Origin of the sequence: Hypericibacter adhaerens (genome assembly GCF_008728835.1) — a bacterium.
GTDB lineage: Bacteria > Pseudomonadota > Alphaproteobacteria > Dongiales > Dongiaceae > Hypericibacter > Hypericibacter adhaerens.
This window is the reverse complement of sequence record NZ_CP042582.1, coordinates 1,700,306-1,722,801: the sequence shown is the minus strand read 5'-3', so window position 1 is coordinate 1,722,801 and position 22,496 is coordinate 1,700,306. Positions and strand designations below refer to the sequence as shown.

20 protein-coding genes are annotated in these 22,496 nt (G+C 68.1%); 13 read left to right on the top strand and 7 right to left on the bottom strand.

Annotation, left to right across the window (positions count from 1 at the left end):
* The first annotated feature begins 33 nt into the window (after positions 1-33).
* The 4 genes from FRZ61_RS07565 to FRZ61_RS07550 all read left to right on the top strand — a co-directional run bounded on the left by FRZ61_RS07565 (position 34) and on the right by FRZ61_RS07550 (position 4,706).
* On the top strand, positions 34-534 hold the full coding sequence (locus FRZ61_RS07565; RefSeq protein ID WP_151116235.1) for a hypothetical protein: 501 nt from the start codon (positions 34-36) through the stop codon (positions 532-534).
* Between the two features lie 68 nt (positions 535-602).
* Positions 603-1,853 carry a cupin domain-containing protein gene (locus FRZ61_RS07560; RefSeq protein WP_151116233.1) on the top strand — a complete coding sequence of 417 codons (1,251 nt, stop codon included), beginning with the start codon at positions 603-605 and terminating at the stop codon, positions 1,851-1,853.
* A gap of 283 nt (positions 1,854-2,136) precedes the next feature.
* Entirely contained in the window at positions 2,137-3,171 is a 1,035-nt protein-coding gene (locus FRZ61_RS07555; protein ID WP_225309167.1) for an HlyD family secretion protein, read from the top strand.
* Entirely contained in the window at positions 3,168-4,706 is a 1,539-nt protein-coding gene (locus FRZ61_RS07550) for a DHA2 family efflux MFS transporter permease subunit (RefSeq protein WP_151116229.1), read from the top strand. Before FRZ61_RS07555 ends, FRZ61_RS07550 begins: the two co-directional genes overlap by 4 nt.
* A gap of 151 nt (positions 4,707-4,857) precedes the next feature.
* Here the strand turns inward: FRZ61_RS07550 and FRZ61_RS07545 are convergent, their stop codons facing one another.
* Complete coding sequence (locus FRZ61_RS07545) at positions 4,858-6,903, bottom strand: O-linked N-acetylglucosamine transferase, SPINDLY family protein (protein WP_191909345.1); 2,046 nt, start codon at positions 6,901-6,903, stop codon at positions 4,858-4,860.
* A 307-nt stretch (positions 6,904-7,210) separates the two neighbouring features.
* On the opposite strand from FRZ61_RS07545, the gene rfbC reads away from it, so the two are divergent.
* The 5 genes from rfbC (at position 7,211) to FRZ61_RS07520 (ending at position 11,336) form a co-directional block, all read left to right on the top strand.
* A complete protein-coding gene (gene rfbC, locus FRZ61_RS07540; protein WP_151116225.1) occupies positions 7,211-7,774 on the top strand; it encodes a dTDP-4-dehydrorhamnose 3,5-epimerase in 564 nt (187 codons plus the stop codon).
* Positions 7,775-7,905: 131 nt separating this feature from the next.
* Entirely contained in the window at positions 7,906-8,988 is a 1,083-nt protein-coding gene (gene rfbB, locus FRZ61_RS07535) for a dTDP-glucose 4,6-dehydratase (RefSeq protein WP_151120740.1), read from the top strand.
* 52 nt (positions 8,989-9,040) lie between these two features.
* Complete coding sequence (gene rfbD / locus FRZ61_RS07530; protein ID WP_151116223.1) at positions 9,041-9,949, top strand: dTDP-4-dehydrorhamnose reductase; 909 nt, start codon at positions 9,041-9,043, stop codon at positions 9,947-9,949.
* Positions 9,946-10,827 carry a glucose-1-phosphate thymidylyltransferase RfbA gene (rfbA, locus tag FRZ61_RS07525; RefSeq protein ID WP_151116221.1) on the top strand — a complete coding sequence of 294 codons (882 nt, stop codon included), beginning with the start codon at positions 9,946-9,948 and terminating at the stop codon, positions 10,825-10,827. The genes rfbD and rfbA overlap by 4 nt, the downstream gene beginning before the upstream one ends.
* Complete coding sequence (locus FRZ61_RS07520; protein WP_151116219.1) at positions 10,824-11,336, top strand: tetratricopeptide repeat protein; 513 nt, start codon at positions 10,824-10,826, stop codon at positions 11,334-11,336. Before rfbA ends, FRZ61_RS07520 begins: the two co-directional genes overlap by 4 nt.
* Before the next feature lie 15 nt (positions 11,337-11,351).
* On the opposite strand, the gene FRZ61_RS07515 is transcribed toward FRZ61_RS07520, so the two are convergent.
* The 3 genes from FRZ61_RS07515 to FRZ61_RS07505 all read right to left on the bottom strand — a co-directional run bounded on the left by FRZ61_RS07515 (position 11,352) and on the right by FRZ61_RS07505 (position 14,340).
* Positions 11,352-11,984, bottom strand: coding sequence for a LysE family translocator (locus tag FRZ61_RS07515; protein WP_151116217.1), 633 nt, complete (start codon positions 11,982-11,984; stop codon positions 11,352-11,354).
* A 35-nt stretch (positions 11,985-12,019) separates the two neighbouring features.
* The gene (locus tag FRZ61_RS07510) at positions 12,020-13,774 is read right to left on the bottom strand and encodes a glycosyltransferase family 4 protein (protein WP_151116215.1); all 1,755 of its coding nucleotides are present in this window, start codon (positions 13,772-13,774) and stop codon (positions 12,020-12,022) included.
* Positions 13,775-14,139: 365 nt separating this feature from the next.
* Complete coding sequence (locus FRZ61_RS07505) at positions 14,140-14,340, bottom strand: heavy-metal-associated domain-containing protein (RefSeq protein ID WP_151116213.1); 201 nt, start codon at positions 14,338-14,340, stop codon at positions 14,140-14,142.
* Positions 14,341-14,578: 238 nt separating this feature from the next.
* Between FRZ61_RS07505 and FRZ61_RS07500 the strand changes: the two genes are divergently transcribed.
* The 4 genes from FRZ61_RS07500 (at position 14,579) to FRZ61_RS07485 (ending at position 19,350) form a co-directional block, all read left to right on the top strand.
* Complete coding sequence (locus tag FRZ61_RS07500; protein WP_318526365.1) at positions 14,579-16,819, top strand: heavy metal translocating P-type ATPase; 2,241 nt, start codon at positions 14,579-14,581, stop codon at positions 16,817-16,819.
* A complete protein-coding gene (gene cueR, locus FRZ61_RS07495) occupies positions 16,816-17,211 on the top strand; it encodes a Cu(I)-responsive transcriptional regulator (RefSeq protein ID WP_151116208.1) in 396 nt (131 codons plus the stop codon). The genes FRZ61_RS07500 and cueR overlap by 4 nt, the downstream gene beginning before the upstream one ends.
* Before the next feature lie 134 nt (positions 17,212-17,345).
* A complete protein-coding gene (gene hpnA / locus FRZ61_RS07490; RefSeq protein WP_151116206.1) occupies positions 17,346-18,335 on the top strand; it encodes a hopanoid-associated sugar epimerase in 990 nt (329 codons plus the stop codon).
* Entirely contained in the window at positions 18,325-19,350 is a 1,026-nt protein-coding gene (locus FRZ61_RS07485; protein ID WP_225309166.1) for a lysylphosphatidylglycerol synthase domain-containing protein, read from the top strand. The genes hpnA and FRZ61_RS07485 overlap by 11 nt, the downstream gene beginning before the upstream one ends.
* Positions 19,351-19,431: 81 nt before the next feature.
* Here the strand turns inward: FRZ61_RS07485 and FRZ61_RS07480 are convergent, their stop codons facing one another.
* The 3 genes from FRZ61_RS07480 to FRZ61_RS07470 form a co-directional block, all read right to left on the bottom strand.
* Positions 19,432-20,298 (bottom strand): protein-L-isoaspartate O-methyltransferase family protein, encoded by an 867-nt coding sequence (locus FRZ61_RS07480; protein WP_151116203.1) that lies wholly within the window; start codon positions 20,296-20,298, stop codon positions 19,432-19,434.
* Positions 20,299-20,313: 15 nt separating this feature from the next.
* Positions 20,314-20,766 carry a helix-turn-helix domain-containing protein gene (locus FRZ61_RS07475; protein WP_191909343.1) on the bottom strand — a complete coding sequence of 151 codons (453 nt, stop codon included), beginning with the start codon at positions 20,764-20,766 and terminating at the stop codon, positions 20,314-20,316.
* Positions 20,767-20,994: 228 nt separating this feature from the next.
* A complete protein-coding gene (locus FRZ61_RS07470; protein ID WP_151116199.1) occupies positions 20,995-22,269 on the bottom strand; it encodes a glycosyltransferase in 1,275 nt (424 codons plus the stop codon).
* Between the last annotated feature and the right edge of the window lie 227 nt (positions 22,270-22,496).

Here is a 22,496-nt window from a genome sequence, read left to right as displayed (position 1 = left end):
GCCATCGCACGCGTCGCGCGTGGAGGAGCCTATATGCCCGATGGCGGTAGGGTTGTTTCCGACGACGGGATGACGGAAGCAGCGACAAGAGCCGGTGTCGCGTCAGGACCAAGGGACGACCGGATCCTGCGGCCTTCCTCATCGCCGCGCACGCCGTCTTCGCCACGCTCGCCCTGGGCCCGCCGGGCTCTGCTTCTGCTGCTTCAGCTCGCGCTGATCGCCGGCGGGGATTGGTACATCGTCGGCCGCCAGGTGATGTCGACCGACAGCGGCGGCACGGGCCAAGCCGCCATCGTCCACGATACCGCGAGCGACGCCGCTCGAATCGTCATCGCAGAAAAAGAAAAATTGTCGGCCGTAGCGGACGAAACCCTGCTGCGGGTCCTTGTCGGACCGTATTTCGATACCGACATGTCCACCGAGCGCAAGGCCCTGGCCGATCAGACCGTCCTTGTCGGACCGTATTTCGATACCGACATGTCCGCGATGATCTGCGAAGCCTCGCATTCGACACTGCTTCAACAGGACCGGTAAACCCGGCGACGACCGGTCTCATCAAACCTGGCGGCCTCGCGTTTCCCGGCTGCTACCGAGTTACCAGCATGCAACCAATGCTCGCTTTCGGCGATCTCCTCAGGCCGATCGGAGACGATGCCTTCTTCGCGGAGTACCACCGGCAGAAGCCGCTCTACGTGAAAGGCGGCGCGAGCGGGTTGCCGGAGCTGATGACATGGTCCACGCTGAATCGCTTGCTGGGCCTGTCGAGCTATTGGACCCGCCATTCGCTCCATCTCATGCTCGACCGGGTTCCGGTGGCGACCGAGGATTATTGCCGCGAGGTGCCCGGCCCCGGCGGCGTGGCCGTGCAAGCCGATCCCGCCAAGGTGCAGGCCTGGATCGACCGCGGCGCCAGCGTCATCCTCAACAGCATCGACAGCCTGACCCCCGAGCTTCAAGCCATCGCCGGCACGCTGGAAGAGGCGCTGGGCGGATATGTGCAGGCCAACCTTTACTGCTCGTTCGGCGGGCATCAGGCTTTCAGCAGCCACTTCGACACCCACGATGTGTTCGCCATCCAGACCGAGGGCGAGAAGACCTGGCGCATCTACGAGGGGCGTGTGGCTCACCCCATCAGTCACGCGATGATCAAGGAGCCCGACGCCGATTTCCGTCGTCGCAACCAGGGTGAGGTGGCGATGGAGGTCACCATGGGTCCCGGCGACCTGCTCTATATCCCGCGCGGCCAGTATCACGAGGCGCTCGCCACCTCGGCGGCCTGCATCCATGTGTCCTTCGGCGTGGTGCCGCTGCGCGGGCTGGATCTGCTGCAGCTGCTCGAGAAGCACTACCTGGCCGACCCCCTGTTCCGCGAGGAGCTGCCGGCGCCGGGAGCGGCCGATGGCGCCGAGGCGCTCACCCTTTATCTGTCGCGCCTGTCCGACCGCATGACCGCGCTGCTGCGCGAGCCGGAGGTGCTCGCCGACCTCGCCCAAGCGCAGCGCAATCACCGTGGCGTGCGCGGCTTCTACGACCTGCCCCGGCGCCGCTCCTCGCAAACCTACCGGCTGGTGGCCGGCAACCTGCGCGTCCGCCAGCAGGACCGCGGCTTCATCCTCACCGACAGCCGGCAGGGCGCGCCGCTGCCGCCCGGCACGCAGCGCTTCATGGACTGGATTCTGACAAAACGGCAATTCACCCGCGCCCAGATCGACGCCGAGTTCCGCGAACTGAGCGCCGAGCAGCGTTCGGCGCTGCTTGGCCAGCTCGAAACCATGCGGGTGATCGAGATGGTCGGTGCCCCGACCGGTGCAATCCGGCCCGCTTCGCCCCGGGAACGGGCTTATCCGCGCTGAGCCGGACGGCGGCTCGGATTGATGAATTCCGCTCATCACCGAATGCAGCAGATATGGGATTTTCATTCCCGAGCCCGGTCAACATCTTGGGGGCATGTCCGTACAACTGCCCAAAGACGCCCCGCGCCCACCGGCCGGGCCTGATCTTTCCTCTGCCACAAAAGAACCGCCGGTAGCGCCCAAGCCCGTCCCCCCGCTCGCGCGATCGGACCGGCCCGCCGAACGCCACCCCGTACCCGGCAAGCGGCCGCGAGCCTCGCGCCGCCAGCGGGTGCGGCGGGCGTTGTTCCTGCTGCTGCCGCTGGCCCTGATCGCCGGCGCTTTTTGGTACGTCACCGGCGGCAACGTGATGTCGACCGACAACGCCTATATCGAGGCGGACAAGGTCGGCGTCTCGACCGACATCTCCGGCATCGTCAAGAGCGTCGAAGTCGCGGAGAACCAGCATGTCGAGGCCGGCCAGGTTCTCTATCGCCTCGACGATCTCCAGTTCCGCCTGGCGCTGGATCGGGCCAATGCGCAGCTCGGCATGGTCCGCAACGATCTCAACGCCCTCCAGGCCAACTACCGGGACGTCCAGGCGCAGATCAAGCAGGCGCATGACGATATCGACTATTACCAGACCCAGTTCCAGCGTCAGCAGAACCTGCTGAAGGAGAACTATGCCTCGCAGTCGGCCTTCGACACGGCCCGGCGCGACCTGCAGAACGCGCAGCAGAAGCTGGCATCGCTGAACGAGCAGTTGGCCGCGACGGCCGCCAGCCTCAATGGCGATCCCGACGGCCCGGTCGAGCAGAATCCCCGTTATCTCGATGCCCTGGCCCAACGCGACGAGGCGGCTCGTCAGCTCGACCACACCGTCATCAAGGCGCCCTTCCCCGGCATCGTGACCAACGTGCCCTCGATCGCGCCCGGCAAATATCTCGAGGCCGCGACCACCGCCTTCTATCTCGTCGCCACCGACCATGTCTGGGTCGAGGCCAATCCCAAGGAGACCGAGCTGACCTATGTGCAGCCCGGTCAGAAGGTCACGGTGACGGTGGATACCTACCCGAACCGGCAGTGGCAGGGCACGGTGGAGAGCATCAGCCCGGCGGCGGCCCAGGAGTTCTCGCTTCTGCCGGCGCAGAACACCAGCGGCAACTGGGTGAAGGTGGTGCAGCGCATCCCGATGCGCGTGCGCGTCGACACGAGCGACGGCGCCATGCCGCCGCTGCGCGCCGGCATGAGCGCCGAGGTCGATGTCGATACCGGCCATGTGCGCGGCGTGCCGCATGCGCTCGCCTTCCTGTTCGGGCACGCCCTGGCGGGTGAATGATGTCGGCGACAGCGGCGGCCGGCGGCAATCGGGCGGCGATCACCGCCTGCGCGATCCTCGCCACCCTGATGCAGGCGCTGGACACGACCATCGCCAATGTCGCGCTGCCCTATATGCAGGGCAGCGTCTCGGCGAGCCAGGACCAGATCGCCTGGGTCCTGACCTCCTATATCGTCGCCGCCGCGATCATGACGCCGCCGACCGGCTATCTGGCCGGGCGGTTCGGGCTCAAGAACCTGTTCCTCGCCTCGGTCGTGGGCTTCACCATCGCCTCGATGCTCTGCGGCATGGCCCAGTCGCTGATCGAGATCGTGCTGTTCCGCGTGCTGCAGGGCCTGTTCGGCGCGGCCCTGGTGCCGCTGTCGCAGACCGTGCTGATGAATGTCTATCCGCGCGAGCAGCAGGGTTCCGCCATGGCGATCTGGGGCGTGGCGGTGATGGCCGGTCCCGTCCTGGGGCCGGTGCTCGGCGGCTGGCTGACCGAGACCTATAGCTGGCGCTACGTCTTCTATATCAACCTGCCGATCGGCGCGCTGGCCTTCCTCGGCATGACCACCTTCCTGCCCGATACGCCGCGCAACGCGGGGGCGAAGCTCGACTGGTTCGGCTTCGGCACGCTCAGCCTCACGATCGGCGCGCTCCAGATCATGCTGGACCGCGGCGAGCAGCTCGACTGGTTCGGCTCGAGCGAGATCGTCGCCGAGGCGATCATCGCCGCCTCGGCTTTCTACCTGTTCCTCGTCCATACCTTCACCGCGCGCGATCCCTTCGTTCGGCCTTCCCTCTTCCGCGACCGCAACTTCACGGCCGGCGTCCTTTTCGTCGCGATCGTCGGGCTCACCTACTACGCCTCGCTGGCGCTGCAGCCGCCCTATCTCCAGAACCTGATGGATTATCCGATCGTGACCGCCGGCCTCGTGCTGGGACCGAGGGGCGTGGGCACCATGGCCGCCATGATGTTGGTCGGCCGCCTGATCGGAAAGGTGGATACGCGGCTTCTGCTCGGCACCGGCCTCGCCATCACGGCCTGGACCTTCTACGAGATGACGGGCTGGACGCCGGATGTCTCGCAAGAGACCATCGTCGTCGTCGGCGTGATCCAGGGAATCGGCCTCGGTTTCCTCTTCGTGCCGCTGAGCGTGGTGACGCTCTCGACATTGTCGCCCGCGCTCAGGGCCGAAGGCGCCGGCCTCTACAGCCTGTCGCGCAATATCGGCTCCAGCGTCGGCATCTCGGTGGTGACGGGCCTCCTGACCCGGAACACGCAGATCAATCACGCCGAGCTGACGCAGCAGGTCACGGCCGTCAACCGCATGTTCGAGGATCCCTCGATCGCGCAGTTCTGGAACCCTTTGACCGCCGCCGGCCGCGCCGCCATCGATGCCGTCCTCACCCAGCAGGCGCAGATCATCGCCTATATCGACGATTATATGCTGCTGATGATCGCGGTGATCGCTGTGGTGCCGCTGCTCATCGTCTTCAAGAAGCCGTCATCCGCGCCGAGCGCGCCGGATCACACCGTCGCGATGGAGTGACGGCGCCCTCCACACCCCTTACGAACCGCCCCTCCCGCCGACGCGGTTCCCGCCACGGCTCGTCGTTCAGCCCCCCGATCTTCAGGACACGAGCCGACCACCCCCGGCGCTCCTCCCCCAGGAGCGCCGGGGTTCTTGTTCGAAGCCGGCGTCAGGCGGCGGGTGCCGTTTCCATCGGGCCCGGATCGGCGATCACGATCGGCGACGGCGGCTTCCCCGCCTCGTGGAGCCGCCAGATGCCGGCCAGCGCCGCCTCGAGATTGCGCGCGAACCGCGCGGTATCGAACAGCGGCCAGCGCATGCGCCGCTCCGCGAGCCGGCGCCGGACCGTGCGCAGCCCGGCCGGATCCTGCACCAGCGACAGCACCAGCGCTTCGTACCGGTCGAGGCCGTTCGCGATCAGCTCGGGCAGGCCGAGATTGGTCAGGAGGCTGGCCGAGACACGGTTGGCGAAGTGCGTCCCGGCATAGCCGACCACGGGCACGCCGGCCCAGAGCGCGTCGCTGGTGGTGGTGTGGCCGTTATAGACGTAGGTGTCGAGCGCCAGGTCGGCCAGCGACAGCCGCGCCAGATGCTGATCCTTCGGCAGCTTGCCGTCGAACAGCAGGCGCTCGGCCGCAACGCCGCGGGCCGTGGCCTCGCGCTTCAGATTCTCCTCCGCCTGTGGGTTGGAGCGCAGCAGCCACAGCACCGACCCCGGCACCGCCTTGAGCAGCCGCATCCAGAGATCGAACATCTGCGGCTCGATCTTGTAGGTGTTGTTGAAGCAGCAGAAGACGAACCCGTTCTCGGGCAGGTGGAAATCGGCACGCCGAAAGGTCCTGGCCGAGATCGGCTGATCGGAATCGTTGACTTGATAGCAATGCGGCATCCAGATCGGCCGCTCGGCGAAGGTCTGGATCTCGGTGGGCGGCAGCACGATCTTGTCGACGATCGCATAGTCGAAGAAGGTGGCGCCGGTCGAGCCCGGAAACCCCAGCCAGCTCACCTGCAGCGGCGCCGGCCGCAGCGCCGGGATGTCGAGCCGGTTGCCGGCCACATAACCGGTGATCTCGATCAGGATATCGACGCCGTCCTCGTAGATGCGCCGCGCGCCGGCGGCCGTACCGGCGCTGCGCAGGTCGACGAAGAGATCGCAGCTGGCGGCGATATGGCGGCGATAGTCGCTCCCGTCGTCGGGGCCGTAGGAATAGCCGATCACGCGAAAGCGCTCGCGGTCGTGGCGCTGGAACAGCCCGCGCACCAGATGGGCCACGGGATGGTTGCGGAAGTCGCCGCTGAGATAGCCGATGGTGAGCTTCTTGCGCGGCCCCCGCCGGCGCTCGTGCGGGAAATGCATGTTGAGGCTCGCCATGCTGGCCGCGAGATCCTTCGAGGCCGAGCTCGCCACGCGCAGATTGCGCACGGGATCGGCGGACCGGACGACGGACAGCAACGGCGCTTCGCCGCACTTCACGCCGCGCGCCAGGGCCGGCGCCGTCAGTTTGTCGAGCTTCGCCTCCAGCGCCGGCAGCTCGCGCCAGTCGCAGGCATGCTCGAGATAATGGATCAGGTTGCTCAGCGCCTCGGTGTAGCTCGGTTTCAGCTCCAGCGCGCGGCGCGCGGCGGCGATGGCGCCCGGCAGATCGCCGGTGTCCTTCAGGGCCGCGGCAAGCCGGCTATGGCCCTCGGCGGCGGCGGGATCGGCGGCGATGGCCTTGCGATAGCAGCCGACCGCCGCCTCGATCTGGCCGCGGCTCTGATAGATGAGCCCGAGATTGGTCTGGGCGGAGACGTTGCGCGGGTCGATGGCGATGGCGCGCGTGAAATAGGCGGCCGCTTCCTCGAGCCGCCCCTGCCGCGCGAGCATGGCGCCCAGATTCTGCTGGGCCTGCGCATCGCCCGGGTTCTTCGTCACCGCCTTCTGCATCAGGGCGAGCGCTTCGGCGAAGCGCCCCAGCTTCAGACGCAGCACCGCGCCGGCATGCAACGTGTCGAAATCTTCCGGCTCGGCCGCCAGCAGCGGATCCAGGATCGCCGCCGCCGCCTCGAGATTGCCGGCCTGGATCTCGTCGACGGCCGTCCTGACGCGTTTCACCCGCTCGGCGTCGGTTTCGTCCAACGCGACCGCCGCCGCGACGACGGGTGCCGCCGCCACAAGCTCGAGCCCGAGCTGCGCCGCCTGGGATGGGTTGTGCTTGCCCGCCGTCGGCCGCATCTGGGTCGTTGCCGCCGTCTTGCCGGACTTTGGCGCAGCGGCCTTTCCGCCGGCGGCTCCGGCCTTGGACTCGCGAGCGGCCGGCTTGGACGCAGACGAGCGTCCGGATTTCTTCGCGCCGCGTTTGCGTTTGTGGGTCGTCATGATTCCTCGAGCCTGGGCCTCGCCGCCGGCGGACCTAACGGCCGATGCACCTTGAGGGCACAAGCCGCCGAACTTGCCGCCGAACCGGCGCGCCATGCTAATGTCGGCCGGGCCTCCCCGCCAGCCGAGCCGATTAACCCTAACAACCCGTTACTCCGAATCGATGCAGATCGAAGATACAGCCATCCCCGGCGTCAGGATCCTGACCGCGCCCCGCTTTGCCGATCGCCGCGGCTTCTTCGCCGAGTGGTTCAATCGCGCCAAGCTGAAGCAAGCCGGCATCGATCTGGATTTCTGCCAGGACAATATCTCTCTGTCCAAGGAGGTCGGCACGCTGCGAGGCCTGCATTTCCAGCTCCCGCCGGCCGAACAGGCCAAGCTCGTGGGCGTGATCCAGGGGCGCATTTTCGATGTTGCCCTCGATCTGCGCCGCGGCTCGCCCACCTACCGGCGCCATGTCGGCGTCGAGCTGAGCGGCGAGCGCGGCAACCAGCTCCTGATCCCGGCAGGCCTGGCACACGGCTTCTGCACGCTCGAGCCCGACAGCCTGGTCTTCTACAAGGTCTCGAGCCCCTATTCCGCGCCCCATGACTCGGGCATCCGCTGGAACGACCCGGCGCTCGGGATCGACTGGCCGGTCAAGGAATCCTCGGCCATCCTGTCGGACAAGGACGCCAAGCTGCCCTTCCTGGCGGGTACGGACCTCCCCTTCCGTTATGAAGCATAACGGGGCATGGGCGGCGTCCGGCGATTGCATGGCGTTTTCGATCCGGCAGCGGATCGTTTAGGCTTACCGACATATTATGGGCTCACTAGACGTGGACGATTGGGCTTGAGAGGTCATTGAGCATGACGGCAATGCGGATCATCGTCACGGGCGGCGCCGGCTTCATCGGTTCGGCCCTGTGCCGCTACCTGATTCACGAGACCAATGCCGAGCTGCTGGTGGTGGACAAGCTGACCTACGCGGCCAATCTGGATTCGCTGGCCAGCGTGCGCGACAGCGCGCGCTTCCGGCTGCTCAAGGCCGACATCTGCGACGCCGCCTCGATGGAGTCCGCCTTCCGCCAGCACCGTCCCGATGCGATCATGCATCTGGCGGCGGAGTCCCATGTCGACCGCTCGATCGACGGACCCGCGCCCTTCATCGACACCAACATCCGCGGCACCTATGTGCTGCTCGAGACCGCCCGGCGCTACTGGCGCGAGCTGGAAGAGCCGAAGCGCGCCCGCTTCCGCTTCCACAACGTCTCCACGGACGAGGTCTATGGCTCGCTGGGCGCGACGGGCCTGTTCGAGGAGGAATCGCCCTATCAGCCGAACTCCCCCTACTCCGCCAGCAAGGCCGCGGCCGATCACCTGGCCCGCGCCTGGCACCACACCTACGGCCTGCCGGTCGTCATCAGCAACTGCTCCAACAATTACGGTCCCTGCCAGTTCCCCGAGAAGCTGATCCCGCTGATGATCATCAACGCGCTCGAGGGCAAGAAGCTGCCGGTTTATGGCAAGGGCGAGAACCGCCGCGACTGGCTCTATGTCGAGGACCATGCCCGGGCGCTCTGGCTCGTGGTCACGCGCGGCCGGGTCGGCGAGAAATACAATGTGGGCGGCGACGCCGAGTGGAAGAACATCGACGTGGTGCGCAAGCTCTGCGGCATCCTCGACCGGCTGGTGCCGGGCCGGCGCCACGAGGAGCTCATCGAGTTCGTGTCGGACCGCCCGGGCCACGACATGCGCTACGCCATCGACGCCACCAAAATGAAGCAGGAGCTCGGCTGGCGCGCGCGGGAAAGCTTCGACAGCGGGCTCGAGAAGACCGTGCGCTGGTATCTCGACAATCGCCGCTGGTGGGAACGGATCCGCTCGGGCGTCTATCGGGGCGAAAGGCTGGGTCTGGCCGCGGACGCGGACCAGCCCGCCGGCGCGACGCCGCCGGGCTGATGGCCGCGGACGCGACAATGACGTCTGCCTCCTGAAGCGGACACGGCTCCCGATGGCGCACCATATCCTCGTCGCCGGACGCTCGGGCCAGATTGCGCGTGAGCTGGCACGGGCGGCACTGCCCGGCGGCTTCACGCTGGAGTGCCGCGGCCGCGAGAGCCTCGATCTCATGGACCCGGCCCGGACGGCGCGCCTTGTCGCCGAGAGCGGCGCCGATATCGTCATCAACGCGGCCGCCTATACCGCCGTCGACAAGGCCGAGTCGGAATCCGACCTCGCCTTCCGCCTCAACCGGGACGGTGCCGCGGCGCTGGCCGAGGGGGCCGCCGCGCGCGGCGCGGCCCTGCTCCACATCTCGACCGACTATGTGTTCGACGGCACGAAACCCACGCCCTACGACGAGGAAGACCCGGTCAATCCGATCTCGGTCTACGGCGCCAGCAAGGAAGCGGGCGAACGCGCGGTGCGGGAGCGAATCGACCGCCATGTGATCCTGCGCACCGCCTGGGTCTACAGCCCCTTCGGCGAAGGCAGCTTCGTGCGGACCATGATGCGGCTGGGGGCCGAGCGGCCGGAGCTGCGCATCATCGACGACCAGCACGGTTCCCCGACCGCCGCCACCGACGTCGCCCAAGCCCTGGTCGCGGTCGCGGCCGCGCTGATCGCGGGCAAGGCCGACGGCTACGGCACCTTCCATTTCTGCAATGCCGGCTCGACCACGCGTTTCGGCCAGGCCGAGGCGATCTTCGCCTGGCTCGCCCGGCGCGGCCGGACGGTGCCGCGGGTGACGCCGATTCCCTCGAGCGCCTATCCGATGCCGGCGCGCCGTCCCGCCAATTCCGTGCTGGATTGCGGACGCATCGGGCGGGTTTACGGTATCCTGCCGCGGGATTGGCACGAGGCGCTGGAGGAATGCATGGCGGAGATCGTGGCGGCGGGCGCAACCAAGGATCGTTCATGACGCGAAAGGGCATCATCCTGGCCGGCGGCAGCGGGACCCGGCTCTATCCCGTGACCCACGCCATCAGCAAGCAGCTGCTGCCGATCTACGACAAGCCGATGGTCTATTATCCGCTGGCGACGCTGATGCTGGCCGGCATCCGCGAGATCCTGATCATCAGCACGCCGCGCGACCTTCCGGGCTTCCGCGCCCTCTTCGGCAACGGGTCGCGATGGGGCCTCGAGATCGGCTATGCCGAGCAGCCGCGCCCCGAAGGGCTGGCCCAGGCCTTCCTCATCGGCGCCGATTTCGTGGGCGAGAGCCCGAGCGCCCTGGTGCTGGGCGACAACCTCTTCTTCGGCCACGGGCTGACCGAGCTCCTGGAGAGCGCCAATGCGCGCGAGGAAGGCGCCACGGTCTTCGCCTATTGGGTCGACGATCCGGAGCGCTATGGCGTGGTCGAGTTCGACGCCAGCGGCCGGCCCGTCGCGATCGTCGAGAAGCCGAAGCAGCCGCGCTCCAACTGGGCGGTCACCGGCCTCTATTTCTACGATCCGGCGGTGGTCGAGATCGCGCGGCGCATCCGCCCCTCGGCACGCGGCGAGCTCGAGATCACCGACGTGAACGGCGCCTATCTGACGGCCGGCCGGCTCGCGGTCGAGAAGATGGGCCGCGGCTTCGCCTGGCTCGACACCGGCACGCACGATTCGCTGCTCGAGGCGGCGAGCTTCGTGCGCGTCATGGAGCAGCGGCAGGGGCTGAAGATCGCCTGCATCGAGGAAATCGCCTATCGCAAGGGCTTCATCGACCGGCGCCAGCTGCTGAAGCTCGCGGGCGAGCTCAAGAACACGCGCTATGGCCGCTATCTTGAGATCGTCGCGGCCGAGGAGACGCCGTGATCGGCCGCGCCGCCCGGCATCTGCCCAAGCTCGCGCTGGCCCTGGCCTGCGCCGGCGCGCTGGCAGCGGCATCGCCCGCTCATGCTGGCTTCGACGAGGGCATGGCCTTCTACAACAAGGGCGACTATTTCCGCGCGCTCTCCGAGCTCAAGCCCGAGGCCGAGGCCGGCAACCCCCTGGCCCAGGTCCAGGTCGCGGGCATCTATCAATATGGCCTGGTCGGTGCCGCCAACTATGCGGAAGCGATCAAATGGTACAAGAAGGCCGCGGCCGTGGGGAATGCCGACGCCCTGCTGGGCCTGGGGGTGATGTACAATCTCGGCCAGGGCGTGCCCCAGGACAAGGTCGAGTCGGTCAAATGGCTGACGCTCGCCGCCGACCGCCTGCCCCAGGGACCGGACCGCAACCGGGTCCTGACCGCGCTCGACACGATGAAGGAGCAGATGAGCGACGAGGAGCTCGCCCGCGCGCGCAAGCTCGTCGCCGATTGGAAGCCGGGCCAGCCCTGAGCGACGGCTCGCGCGTCAGGCCGGCCGGCGCGTCAGCGCCAGCGAGATTCCCAGAACGCACATGATGCCGCCCGCCGTCTGGCGCAGGCGGCGGATCAGGTCGGGACGGCGCAGCAGCCGCGCCCTGAGCGAGGTCGCGCCATGGACCACGACCGCATCGACGGCCGTGTTCAGAGCGACGGAGATCACCCCCAGCAGCACGAACTGCAGCGCCACGCCACCGGCATGCGGATCGACGAACTGCGGAATGAAGGCCAGGAAGAAGGCGGCGGTCTTGGGGTTGAGCGCCTCGACCAGCACGCCTTCGCGAAAGGCGCGGGCCGCACCGGTGGCGGCAACGAGCCCGAGCTCGGGCCCCGCGCGGGCGCCGCGCCAGGTCTTGATCCCCAGATAGATCAGATAGAGCGCGCCCAGGAACTTCAGCAGCGTGAAGGCCTCCGCGCTCGCCAGCACCAGGGCCGACACGCCGACGGCACCCGCCGTCACATGGACGAAGCCGCCGAGCCCGGTGCCGAGCACGGAGGCATAGCCTTCGCCGCGCCCGCCCGCCAGGGTCCGCGCCGCGACATAGAGAATGCCGGGTCCTGGCGTCAGCGCGATCACCAGCGCCGCGGCCAGGAAGAACAGGAAGGAGCTACTGCCGATCATGCCGGTGCCTCGCGATCTTCGGCGCCGCGATCGGCCTACGCCGGCGGCTTGGTGAAGCGGATGAGCCCGATCTTGGCGAGCCAGCCCAGGCTGCGCCGGACCTGATTCTGCCGGGCCTCGGGCGCCACCGTCAGCAATTGCCCGACCGGTGCCGGCGCGCGGGCGACATGCTCCAGGAGCTTCGCCATTTCCGCCTCCGGCAGCAGCAGGCTCGGCATCAGGTTGGCGAGCGGGATCGCGCGCAGTTCGGCGAGGCGCTGCCGGCTGCCGCCGGGCGCCGCCGTCGCCACGGTGTCGCCGTCGACATAGCCCGTCGGATAGGTGGAGAACAGGCTGAAGGGATCGTCGCGCAAGGGATGGACCGGCCGGTCGGCCTCGGAAGGCACCGCCTCCGGCGCGCTGCGGCGCAGCTCGGCCAGTTCCGTCCAGAGGGCCTGGTAGGCCGCGATCACCACGCGCCAATCGAACTTCGAGCGGGCATGGGCCTGGCCGGCCTCGCCCATGCGCCGGCGCAGAGCCGGGTCCTCGATCAGCTTGAGATAGGCTTTCGCGCAGAACTCGACATCGACCGAGATGGACTGCGCGGTGGTCATGCAATAGCGGCCATAGCTGTCGACCGCCGTCGCGTAGCGCCAGCCGAGATCGGTGCCCGTGCCCGGCGGCGGCATGAAGGTCGGCGCGGCGAACCCGACCTCGCCGTCGATCACCGTGTCGCGATAGCCGTCCCAGTCGCTGACCACGACCGGGAGCCCGGCCGCCTGGGCCTCGATCGGCGTCAGGCCGAAGGTTTCCTGGATGTTGTCCGAAAGCGACGTGAAGATGTCGCCGGCATGCCAGGCGCTCCAGCGGAATTCCGGCTCGCGCGCGTCGACATGATGGTAGCGCACCGACGGCATCAGCCGACGGGCGGATTCGACGAAGATCTTTTCGATCTCGGGCGAGGCGTACCAGCCGGCCTGCAGCAGATGCAGCTTCTTCTTCGTGTGTTTCGCCGCCGCCTCGAGCGCCAGGAACATCGGCAGCGGGTTGGCCTTCTCGACATGGGTCAGGCGCCCGACGAAGAGGACGACGACATCGTCCGGCGCGATGCCGAGCCGCTTGCGCAGCGCCTGGCCCTCGCGCTCGCGCGCCGCCGTCGGGTCGAAGGTCTCGCAATCGACACCCAGCGGGATGAGCGGCAGCCGGAAGGCCGGACGTTCGGTCTTGCCGCCGAAACGACGGCTCAGATAGTGGCTCCATTGATCCGTGAGCCGCTCGACCATGGCCCGCACCTGACTCGAGGTGCAGACCAGCGCGTCCCAGGCCTGGGTCGGGCCCGTCACCGCTTCGGCGATGCCGTCCATCACCACATGCTCGGCCGTGGTGTGGGTGACGCCGCAGACGCTGAAGCGGCGCTGGTCGCCCGCGCGCCGCTGCCAGGCGAAATAGCCGATATTGGGGCCCGGCCGGTAAAGGCAGCCGGGCTCGGCCACACCCGAGAGATCCAGCGGCGGGATATGGGTCACGGGCCGTTTGGCGCCGGCGGCCGTCTGCACGCGCTGCGTGAAGTCGTCGATATCCTGCTGGCGCATCGCATAGCAATAGAAGTGGTCGACGCCGCTGTGGCGCGCGAAACCGTTGAGGAAGCTTTCGCTCGCCGACATGCGGCCCATCAGCTTGTGCTGCTGCGTGCTGTAGTTCCCGCCGGCATAGACGAACGCGGCATTCGCGGGGGCAGCGTTCGCGGGTGCCGGGGATGCGGCGGTCCGGCCCGCGGGCGCGGTCGATGTCTTCAGGTGGGACGGCGTCATAAGCGGAGGTCTCGATCGGTTGCAGGGGACCCGGAGGGCCGGAGCGCCCGCCAGGAGCGCTGGCTGCTCCCCGACCGGCGCCCGAGTTTAGGAAGCGGGTGCGGGAGCGGCAACGATTCGGGGCGGCCCGCCACTCTGCGAGCCCCCGGTTGATCGATCGTGAATCGGGGAAAGGATTCGGCGCTGTTCGTCTGTCGAACCGGCTGCTGCCGGCGAAAGAGCGTCACCCCCGCGCAAGCGGGGGGCAACTCGATCCAGCGATGCCCCTGGAAAGACAGGCCCCGCTTAAGCGGGGGGAGCGGCGCTAAGGCGCAGGCTTCATCGTACTATCGCAGTCGGCATGGCCGTCTGCGTAAAGCCCTGCCTCAGTCGAGCCGCCCTTCGTTCGTGTAGCCGGCCTTCTGGATCGCCGCGGCGACGGCGCATTCGGCGACACGACCATCGACCTCGATCTCGCCCGAGGCGAGATCGATATCGACCTTGGCATCCGGTGCTGCCTTGTGGATGGCGCGCGTCACCGCATCGGCGCAGCCTTCACAACTCATGCCGGAAACTCGGAATCGCATTTGGTACTCCTCTTGACCCCACTTCATCTCTCTGCCGAATGAACCAATGGGTCAATCCATTGGTTCAGCAAACCCGCCATGCGGGCGGCGCGGCCTTGACCTTCCCATCATGGGAACCCTCATCTTGCGGTCTATGGACGCCCATGCCCCTCTCAGCCCCAGGACCGACGTGACCGCCCCAGCCTCCGCCATCATCGCGGCCGATCCTCTCCAATTAATTGATGAAAATGGAAAAATCGTGGCGACACCAAGGCCTTGCGAAGGCGGCGCCGAGGGCGGGGAGCTGGCGCTCGAGATCGGCGGCATGAGCTGCGCCACCTGCGCCGGCCGGGTGGAGCGAGCCCTCAAGACGGTGCCGGGCGTCGCCCAGGCCGAGGTCAACCTCGCCAGCGAGCATGCCCGCGTCCGGTTCCAGCCCGGCCGGAAGCCGCAGGCCGCGGCCCTGATCGAGGCGGTCGGCGAGGCCGGGTACGAGGCCCGTCTCATCGATATCGCCCATCCGCCGGCCGCCGAGCCGCCCAATGACCGCGCGGAGCGCGTGAAGCTGGCGCTGGCCGGCCTCGCCTGCCTGCCCTTCATTGCCCAGATGGCCCTGCAGCTGGCGGGGCAGCATGCGATGCTGCCGGCCTGGCTGCAGCTGCTGCTGGCGGCGCCGATCCAGTTCGGGCTGGGTGCCCGCTTCTATGGCGCGGCCTGGCGCGCCCTCAGGGCCGGTACCGGCAACATGGATCTGCTGGTGTCGATCGGCACCAGCGCCGCCTTCGGGCTGAGCCTCTATCTGATGGCGACGGCGCCGGCCGGCGCCATGCCGCATCTCTATTTCGAAGCTTCGGCCCTGGTGGTGACGCTGGTCCGGCTCGGCAAATGGCTCGAGGGCCGGGCCAAGCGGCGCACGCTGGCCGCCATCCGCGCGCTCACGGCGCTGCGTCCCGAGACCGCCCGCGTCTGGCGCGACGGCGCCTTCATCGAGCTGCCGGCCACCGCGATCCACCTGGGCGATCGCGTCCAGGTCCGCCCCGGCGAACGGGTTCCCGTCGACGGCGTCGTCATCGAGGGCGCCAGCAGCCTCGACCAGTCCCTGCTGACGGGCGAGAGTCTGCCGGTTGCGCGCCATGAAGGCGACGAGGTCGCGACCGGCGCCATCAATGGCGAGGGCGTGCTGTTGATCGAGACCCGCCGCGTCGGCGCGGAGACGCTGCTGGCCCGCATCATCCGGCTGGTCGAATCCGCCGAGGCCGGCAAGGCGCCGATCGAGCGGCTGGTCGACCGCATCAGCGCGGTGTTCGTCCCGATCGTGCTTGCCCTGGGGCTCGCCACGTTCCTGGGCTGGTGGTGGGGGGCCGGCGACATGGTCGCGGGCATCGTCAATGCGGTCACGGTTCTGGTGATCGCCTGCCCCTGCGCGCTGGGCCTCGCGACGCCGACCGCCGTGGTGGTGGGCTCGGGCGCCGGTGCCCGGCATGGCATCCTCATCCGCGACGGCGAGGCGCTGGAGCGGGCCCATGCGGTGACGACCGTGGCCTTCGACAAGACCGGCACCCTGACCGAGGGCCGCCCGGAGCTGGTGGGGCTGGCCGCGTTCGGGATCGACGAGACCTCCTTGCTGCGACTGGCCGCGGGGCTGCAGGCATCGAGCCAGCACCCGCTGGCGCATGCGGTGATCGCCGCCGCCGAGCGGCGCCGGATCGCGGCGGCACCGGCAACCGATCTCAAGGCCCTGCCCGGCCGCGGTATCGCCGGAACGATCGAAGGCACCGCCCTCCTTCTCGGCAGCCCGCGCCTGATGCGGGAGAGCGGCATCGCCGAGGCAACGTTCGAGAAAGCCCTGGCTTCCGTCGCAGGCCCGGGGCGCAGCACCGCCTTCCTGGCGCAAACAGCGGCCGATGGCAGGCCGGCGGCGCTCCTGGGCGCGCTCGCCTTCGCGGACCCCGTGCGGCCGCAGGCGCGGGACGCCGTCGCCGCCTTGAAGCGCGCGGGAATCGAGACCGTTATGCTGACCGGCGACGGCGCGGCGGCGGCCGAGGCGGTCGCCGCAACGCTGGGCATCGACCGTGTCGAGGCCGGCCTGCTGCCGGCCGACAAGGTCGCGGCCCTCGCCCGCCTCAAGGGCGGATCGCGCGTGGTCGCCATGGTGGGCGACGGCATCAACGACGCGCCGGCGCTGGCGGCGGCCGATATCGGCCTCGCCATGGCGAGCGGCAGCGACATCGCGCTGAATGCGGCGGGCGTCACGCTGATGCGCGGCGATCCCCGTCTCGCGGCTTCGGCCATCGCGCTGTCGCGGCGGACCTATGCCAAGATCCGCCAGAACCTGTTCTGGGCCTTCATCTACAATCTGCTGGGCATTCCGCTGGCGGCCCTGGGCCTGCTGAGCCCGGTCGCGGCCGGCGCGGCGATGGCGCTCTCCAGCGTCAGCGTCGTCGCCAACGCGCTGATGCTCGGCCGCTGGCGGCCCGCATCCGAGGAGCAACGCCCATGAAGACGATCGGCGAAGCCGCCAAGCTCAGCGGCGTGTCGGCCAAGATGATCCGGCATTACGACGCGATCGGGCTGGTGCGCCCGTCCGCGCGTTCGGAGGCGGGCTACCGGCACTATACCGACAGCGACGTCCATACGCTGAGCTTCGTGCGGCGCGCCCGTCATCTGGGCTTCTCGCTCGAGCAGACCGCGAAGCTGCTGCAGCTCTGGCGCGACCGGCAGCGGGCGAGTGCGGAGGTCAAGGCGCTGGCGCTGCGCCATATCGAGGAACTGGACGGCCGGATCGCGGAGCTCGAATCGATGCGGCGCACACTCGACCATCTCGCACGCCATTGCCACGGCGACCATCGCCCCGACTGCCCGATCATCGACGATCTGGCTGCCAAACCGTAACATTTCTCCGCGCCATCGAGCGTCTGGCCTCGCGCGCCCGGGAACGCGATAGTGGGGCGCGGAACGAATCGGCCGTATCGTTTTCTTCCCCTCCCCCTCGAGGGAAGGGAAAGAGGAACCAAGCTCTCACCGCCATGACCACGCTGATCACGGGTGCCACGGGATTTGTCGGCTCGGCGCTGGCGCGCAAGCTCATCGCGCGCGGCGAGCGGGTGCGCGTGCTGGTGCGTCCCACGGCCGACCGGCGCAACCTGGAAGAGCTCGATGTGGAGATCGCGGCCGGCGACCTGACCGATCCGGCCTCGCTGGCGGCCGCCGTGAAGGGCTGCGAGGCGCTGTTCCATGTCGCGGCCGATTACCGGCTCTGGGTTCCCGACCGGGCGCGCATGTTCGAGAGCAATGTCGAGGGCACGCGCCGGCTGATGCAGGCGGCGGGCGAAGCGGGCGTGACGCGCATCGTCTATACCAGCAGCGTCGCCACGCTGCTGCCCCGGCCGGGAGGCACTCCCGCCGGCGAGGAAGACGCCGGCGGCGCCGGCGACATGATCGGCGCCTACAAGCAGTCGAAACACGCGGCCGAGATCGTCGTGCGCGAGATGATCGAGCGCCAGGGCCTGCCCGCGGTCATCACCCACCCTTCCACACCCATCGGCCCGCGCGACATCAAGCCGACGCCGACGGGCAAGATGGTGGTCGACGCCGCCAGCGGGCGCATGCCGGCCTATGTCGATACCGGCCTCAATGTCGTGCATGTCGACGATGTCGCCGAGGGCCATATCCTGGCCTTCGAGCGGGGTCGCATCGGCCGCAACTATATCCTCGGATCCGAGAATATGAGCCTGGCCGAGATCCTGGGGCTCGTCGCCGCCATGACCCACCGCCGGCCGCCGCGCATCAAGCTGCCGCACGGCCTGGTGATCCCGATCGCGGGCCTCGCCGAAATCGGCGCGCGCCTCACCGGCCGCGAGCCTTTCACCACGCGCGAGGCGGTGAAGCTCGCGCGCAAGACGATGTTCTTCACCAGCGACCGCGCGATCGAGGAGCTGGGCTACCGGCCGCGCCCTGCCCGCGAGGCGATCGCCGATGCGATCGCCTGGTTCCGCGAGCATGGCTATGTCGGATGACGGTCCGCCACCGCGCCATCACCCCGTTTCCCTGCGCGCGCTCATTGGCACCGCGGTCGGGCTCGGCCTGATCGTCTTCATTTTCGCCAGCCACGATTTCGGCGCGGTCCTCGATGCCGCGAGCCTGGCCGGTGCCGGCTTCCTGGTCCTGGTCTTGTGGCGAGCGGTCCCGCTGCTGGCCGCAGCCGTCGCCTGGCGCCTGCTGATCCCGCCGCCCGAGCGGCCCGGCCTGATGGGGCTCTGGCTCGCGCGCTGGATCGGCGAAGCCGTCAACTCGATGCTGCCGGTGGCGCAGATCGGCGGCGACGTGGTGCGCACCCGCCTCGCCCATCACCTGCGCCGGCCGGCCGACGGGCCGCTTTCCGGGATCGTGGCCGCGGCCAGCGTCATCATCGACATGACGGTGGCGCTCGCGGCGCAATCGCTGTTCGCGCTCCCCGGCCTCGGACGGATCGCGTCCCTGCCGGAGGTGGGCCTGGGCAAGGTGCTGGCGGCGCTGGCCGTGACGCTGCTGCCCTTCCTGCTCCTGCTGGCGGCGCAGCGCGGCCGCGTGCTCAAGGGCGGGGCGGCGCTCGCCAACCGCATGGGGCTGGCGCGGTTCCTGGGTCCGCCGCATCTGATCGGCGAGAAGCTGCAGACCGAGATCGCCGGCATCTATCGCCGCTGGCCCTCCTGCCTCGCGGCCCTGCTCTGGCATCTCGGCGCCTGGATCGCCCGCGCCGGCGAGGTCTGGCTGATCATGCGGCTGATGGGTCAGCCGGTCGGTCTCCTCGACGCGATCGCGATCGAGGGGCTGATCAATGCGGCACGCACCGCGGCCTTCCTGCTGCCGGCAGGGCTGGGCGTGCAGGAAGGCGCCCTCATCCTGGTCTGCGGCTGGCTCGGCATCGGCCCGCATCCCGCCCTGGCGATGGCGCTGCTGAAGCGGGCGCGCGAGCTGGCCGTCGGCCTCGCGGGACTGGGCGCCTGGCTGCTGGTCGAGCGCGGCGCGCTCGGTCGGATGCTGAGGCACTGACTGCGGAAGCTTAACTGGAGCTGAGCGGTAACACGGCGACAGTTTTGGGGTCGCGTCTAAGCGCGCGGACAGGATTGAAGCCTAGCGGTACGTCAAACTCCAGCCGGGTGCCCTCACCCAGCATTCTTCTTCGGGAACGTCATCTGTTCGGAGCAGCCGCTTGACGTCGCGATAGCCGCCCTTTCCAAAAGCCGCCGCAAGCGCTTGCTCTGAAGCTTCGTCGCGCGCGCCCTCGCAGGGGAATACCGCAACGTCGCCGATAAAGTCGGCGTCGAAATTGCTGCCCCGTCGCGTGATACGGAAAACAGCGCCGGACGGACGCGAGAAATCCGGTGCCCCTTCGCCGAAGTTGAATTTGGTCGTGAGTGGCAGGATGAGGCGCCCGCCCTGCTTCAAGCCGTCGAGCCAGGTATCCGCCGGTCGGGAGGCACCCGCGTTCACGTAGATCACGTCCGCTGGCGCAATTGGAACCACCGAGCCGTCGCCATGTAGGGTCAGAACGTTGGGCAAATGAGCGAGGTTCGCGGCAGCACATGCCGCCAGGGCCGGATCATATTCGATGGCCGTTAGCGTACCGGCAGATCCAACCATATGCGCCATGATCGCCGAATAGTACCCGGCTCCCGCTCCGATATGGACCACATGCTCTCCCGGCAAAGGCGCCGCTGCCGCGATCCATCCGGCATGAGCCGAGGGCTGACCATTGTTGAGACCCCTTTCCGGCACGAGCCCCACGAGGATATCGGAATACAACCAAGCGGGATCGGCATCGGGCGTCTGGGTATAGCCCGTCCAACGAAAAATGGGCCAGGGTCCCGGACCGAGATAGGCTTCCCGCGGCACCTCGGCATAAGCGCGCTCCAAAGCGGCGTTATTCGCGTCGCCCAGGAAGGCTATTTGTCGAGCATAAGCCCGGCGAAGGACGATGAGCTCCGCTTCGTTGAACACAGCCGTTCCCCTTCATCAGCCGCCGAAAGCCTTGCGGATATGCAATGCGATCTCGACCAGTTGACGCGGGCTCGGCAGCGGCTGGTCTCGCGACACCATCAATTCCACGCCCTTGGTCATAGGAATGCGAATGCATTCGGCTTCGTCGAGGGCATCGTCCTCCTGCGCCCGACCTGTCCGTTCGCGGCCGAGCCACCCTCGATGCGCGGTGTCGAATGCCGCCATGGCGTGCAGCCCGACGCTGAGTTCGCCGCGACGTTCACGGATAGCATCGAGCGTGAAGCCAGCATTCTGCAGCGTGCGGGCCTGCTGCAGCTGAACAAGATGATGTTCGGTGAAATTGGCCCCTCGACCTCGTGCGAGCGGCGGATCGATGAGCTTCTCCTGCACATAAAACCTGACAGTTCGCAACGGCACGCCGGCGCGAAAGGCAAGTGTCTCAGCGGTGTAGGTTCCGGCTCCTGGCATAGCCATAATCTAACAGTTACTGTAAAATTTTCAACTGTAAGATTCTTCGCGCCATAAGCCTCAAGGCGACCCGGCGCCAGCCGACGCCGCACATGCGCTCGGGCGGATTTGAGGCGCTGAACGCTCCGCTTCACTTTCCCTCCCTCAAGGGAGAAGAGATCAGGAAGAAAGTGGGAAGCACGGACGCGGAGAAGAGAAGATGCGACAGGACTGAGCCTGCGCGGAGCCTCACGCCGCTTTCGCAGCGGCCTTGCGCCAAGCCGGGATCAGATCCTCGATCAGCACGTCGCGCCAGCCGGGCCAGGCCGTCTCGGCCCAGCGTCGCGCATGGCCGCTCATGGCGAAACGGGCTTCGGGGGACCGCAACAGGGGCGTGATCGCCTCGGCCCAGAGCGACGGATCCTGGCTGTCGAGCACGACGCCGTCGAAGCCGGGCCGGGCCACGAACTGGCCGCCCCCATGCTGGGCCGCGACCACCACCGGCAATCCGCTGGCCTTGGCCTCCAACACCACGTTGGGCGAGACCTCGGTCATGGAGGGAAACACGAAGAGATCGGCGCTCGCATAGAGCCAGGCCAGCTCCTTCTGCGGCAACGCGCCGGGCAACGTCGCCCGGTCGCCCAGGAGCTCCCCGATCGGTCCGCGATCCTCGCCCTCGCCCACGGCCACCACCTGCAGGTCGACGCCCTCGCCCAGCAGGCGGTGGGCCGCTTCGGCCATCACCAAGGCGCTCTTGGTCGAATCGATGCGACCGACGAAGAGCAGGACCGGGCGCTCCGGCGGGATGCCGAAGGCATGCGCCAAGCGCGCGCGATCGCGGTGAACCGGCGAGAACCCGTCGCGGTCGATGCCCCGGCGCAGCATGCTGATGCGCGCGGGCGAGAGCACCGGGACCAGCCGGTCGCGATCCTCGCGCTTGGAGACCAGCACCCGGTCGCAGCGCGCGAGGCAGCGATCGATGCCGGCGTCGATGAAACGCGAGATCCGTTCGGGCAGGCGCAGATACTCGTTGAGGAAGCAGGCGCCCCACTTGCCGGCGAGGCGCCGGATGACCTCGGCCGCATAGACGCGCGTGAAACGCGGCACATCGGTATGGATCGAGGCGACCAGTCCGCAGCCGCTGCGCTCGGCATAGGCGATGGCGGTGCGCCCGAAGCTGAAGAACTCGGTCGCATGCACCACGTCGGAGCCGGCGAGCGAATGCATCAGCCCGCGGTGAAAGCGCGCGAGATCGGTATGGCCGCCGCCATGCCTGATGAAGCGCAGATCGCGCGTGCCGAGCGCAGCGGCATGGTTGCGGAAGCGGACGTTCCCGGCGAGCCTTTCGACCCCGTCGCGCTCGGCCAGGAAATGCAGGGTGAGATCGAGCTCTTCGGGAAGGGCGACCGCCGCTTCGGCGAACCGTTCCCAGCATTTGACATGGCCGCCGGCAAGTTCGTCGCGCTCGAGCGTCACCATGACGTCCACCTTGAGAGGACGGTGGTTTTGGGCAATCTCGGTCATGATCGGTTTTTGCAGTCCCGAATCGCACCAACCGGATGTTGGCAAGTTCCCCTGACAACGAAAATCGGCCCGCCCGCCGCAGGCCCTACGTTAAGGGAGCTTGATTAACGTCCTGTCGCTTACCTTGGGAATTACCGGCCCGGTTCCAAGCCGCTTCACAACCAATTGAAATATTTAACAGTCGGATCGTTACAGACGGGCCCGAAAAATACTTCGTCGAGGTGACT

Excerpts from the sequence above, each read along its gene's own strand:
- FRZ61_RS07550 (WP_151116229.1), top strand. The coding sequence starts at position 3,168 with ATGATGTCGGCGACAGCGGCGGCCGGCGGCAATCGGGCGGCGATCACC.
- FRZ61_RS07485 (WP_225309166.1), top strand. The coding sequence starts at position 18,325 with ATGTCGGATGACGGTCCGCCACCGCGCCATCACCCCGTTTCCCTGCGC.
- FRZ61_RS07545 (WP_191909345.1), bottom strand. The coding sequence starts at position 6,903 with ATGCGGCCGACGGCGGGCAAGCACAACCCATCCCAGGCGGCGCAGCTC.
- FRZ61_RS07505 (WP_151116213.1), bottom strand. The coding sequence starts at position 14,340 with ATGCGATTCCGAGTTTCCGGCATGAGTTGTGAAGGCTGCGCCGATGCG.
- FRZ61_RS07565 (WP_151116235.1), top strand. The coding sequence starts at position 34 with ATGCCCGATGGCGGTAGGGTTGTTTCCGACGACGGGATGACGGAAGCA.
- FRZ61_RS07515 (WP_151116217.1), bottom strand. The coding sequence starts at position 11,984 with ATGATCGGCAGTAGCTCCTTCCTGTTCTTCCTGGCCGCGGCGCTGGTG.
- FRZ61_RS07510 (WP_151116215.1), bottom strand. The coding sequence starts at position 13,774 with ATGACGCCGTCCCACCTGAAGACATCGACCGCGCCCGCGGGCCGGACC.
- FRZ61_RS07560 (WP_151116233.1), top strand. The coding sequence starts at position 603 with ATGCAACCAATGCTCGCTTTCGGCGATCTCCTCAGGCCGATCGGAGAC.
- hpnA (WP_151116206.1), top strand. The coding sequence starts at position 17,346 with ATGACCACGCTGATCACGGGTGCCACGGGATTTGTCGGCTCGGCGCTG.
- FRZ61_RS07475 (WP_191909343.1), bottom strand. The coding sequence starts at position 20,766 with ATGCCAGGAGCCGGAACCTACACCGCTGAGACACTTGCCTTTCGCGCC.
- cueR (WP_151116208.1), top strand. The coding sequence starts at position 16,816 with ATGAAGACGATCGGCGAAGCCGCCAAGCTCAGCGGCGTGTCGGCCAAG.
- FRZ61_RS07470 (WP_151116199.1), bottom strand. The coding sequence starts at position 22,269 with ATGACCGAGATTGCCCAAAACCACCGTCCTCTCAAGGTGGACGTCATG.
- rfbA (WP_151116221.1), top strand. The coding sequence starts at position 9,946 with ATGACGCGAAAGGGCATCATCCTGGCCGGCGGCAGCGGGACCCGGCTC.
- rfbD (WP_151116223.1), top strand. The coding sequence starts at position 9,041 with ATGGCGCACCATATCCTCGTCGCCGGACGCTCGGGCCAGATTGCGCGT.
- rfbB (WP_151120740.1), top strand. The coding sequence starts at position 7,906 with ATGCGGATCATCGTCACGGGCGGCGCCGGCTTCATCGGTTCGGCCCTG.
- rfbC (WP_151116225.1), top strand. The coding sequence starts at position 7,211 with ATGCAGATCGAAGATACAGCCATCCCCGGCGTCAGGATCCTGACCGCG.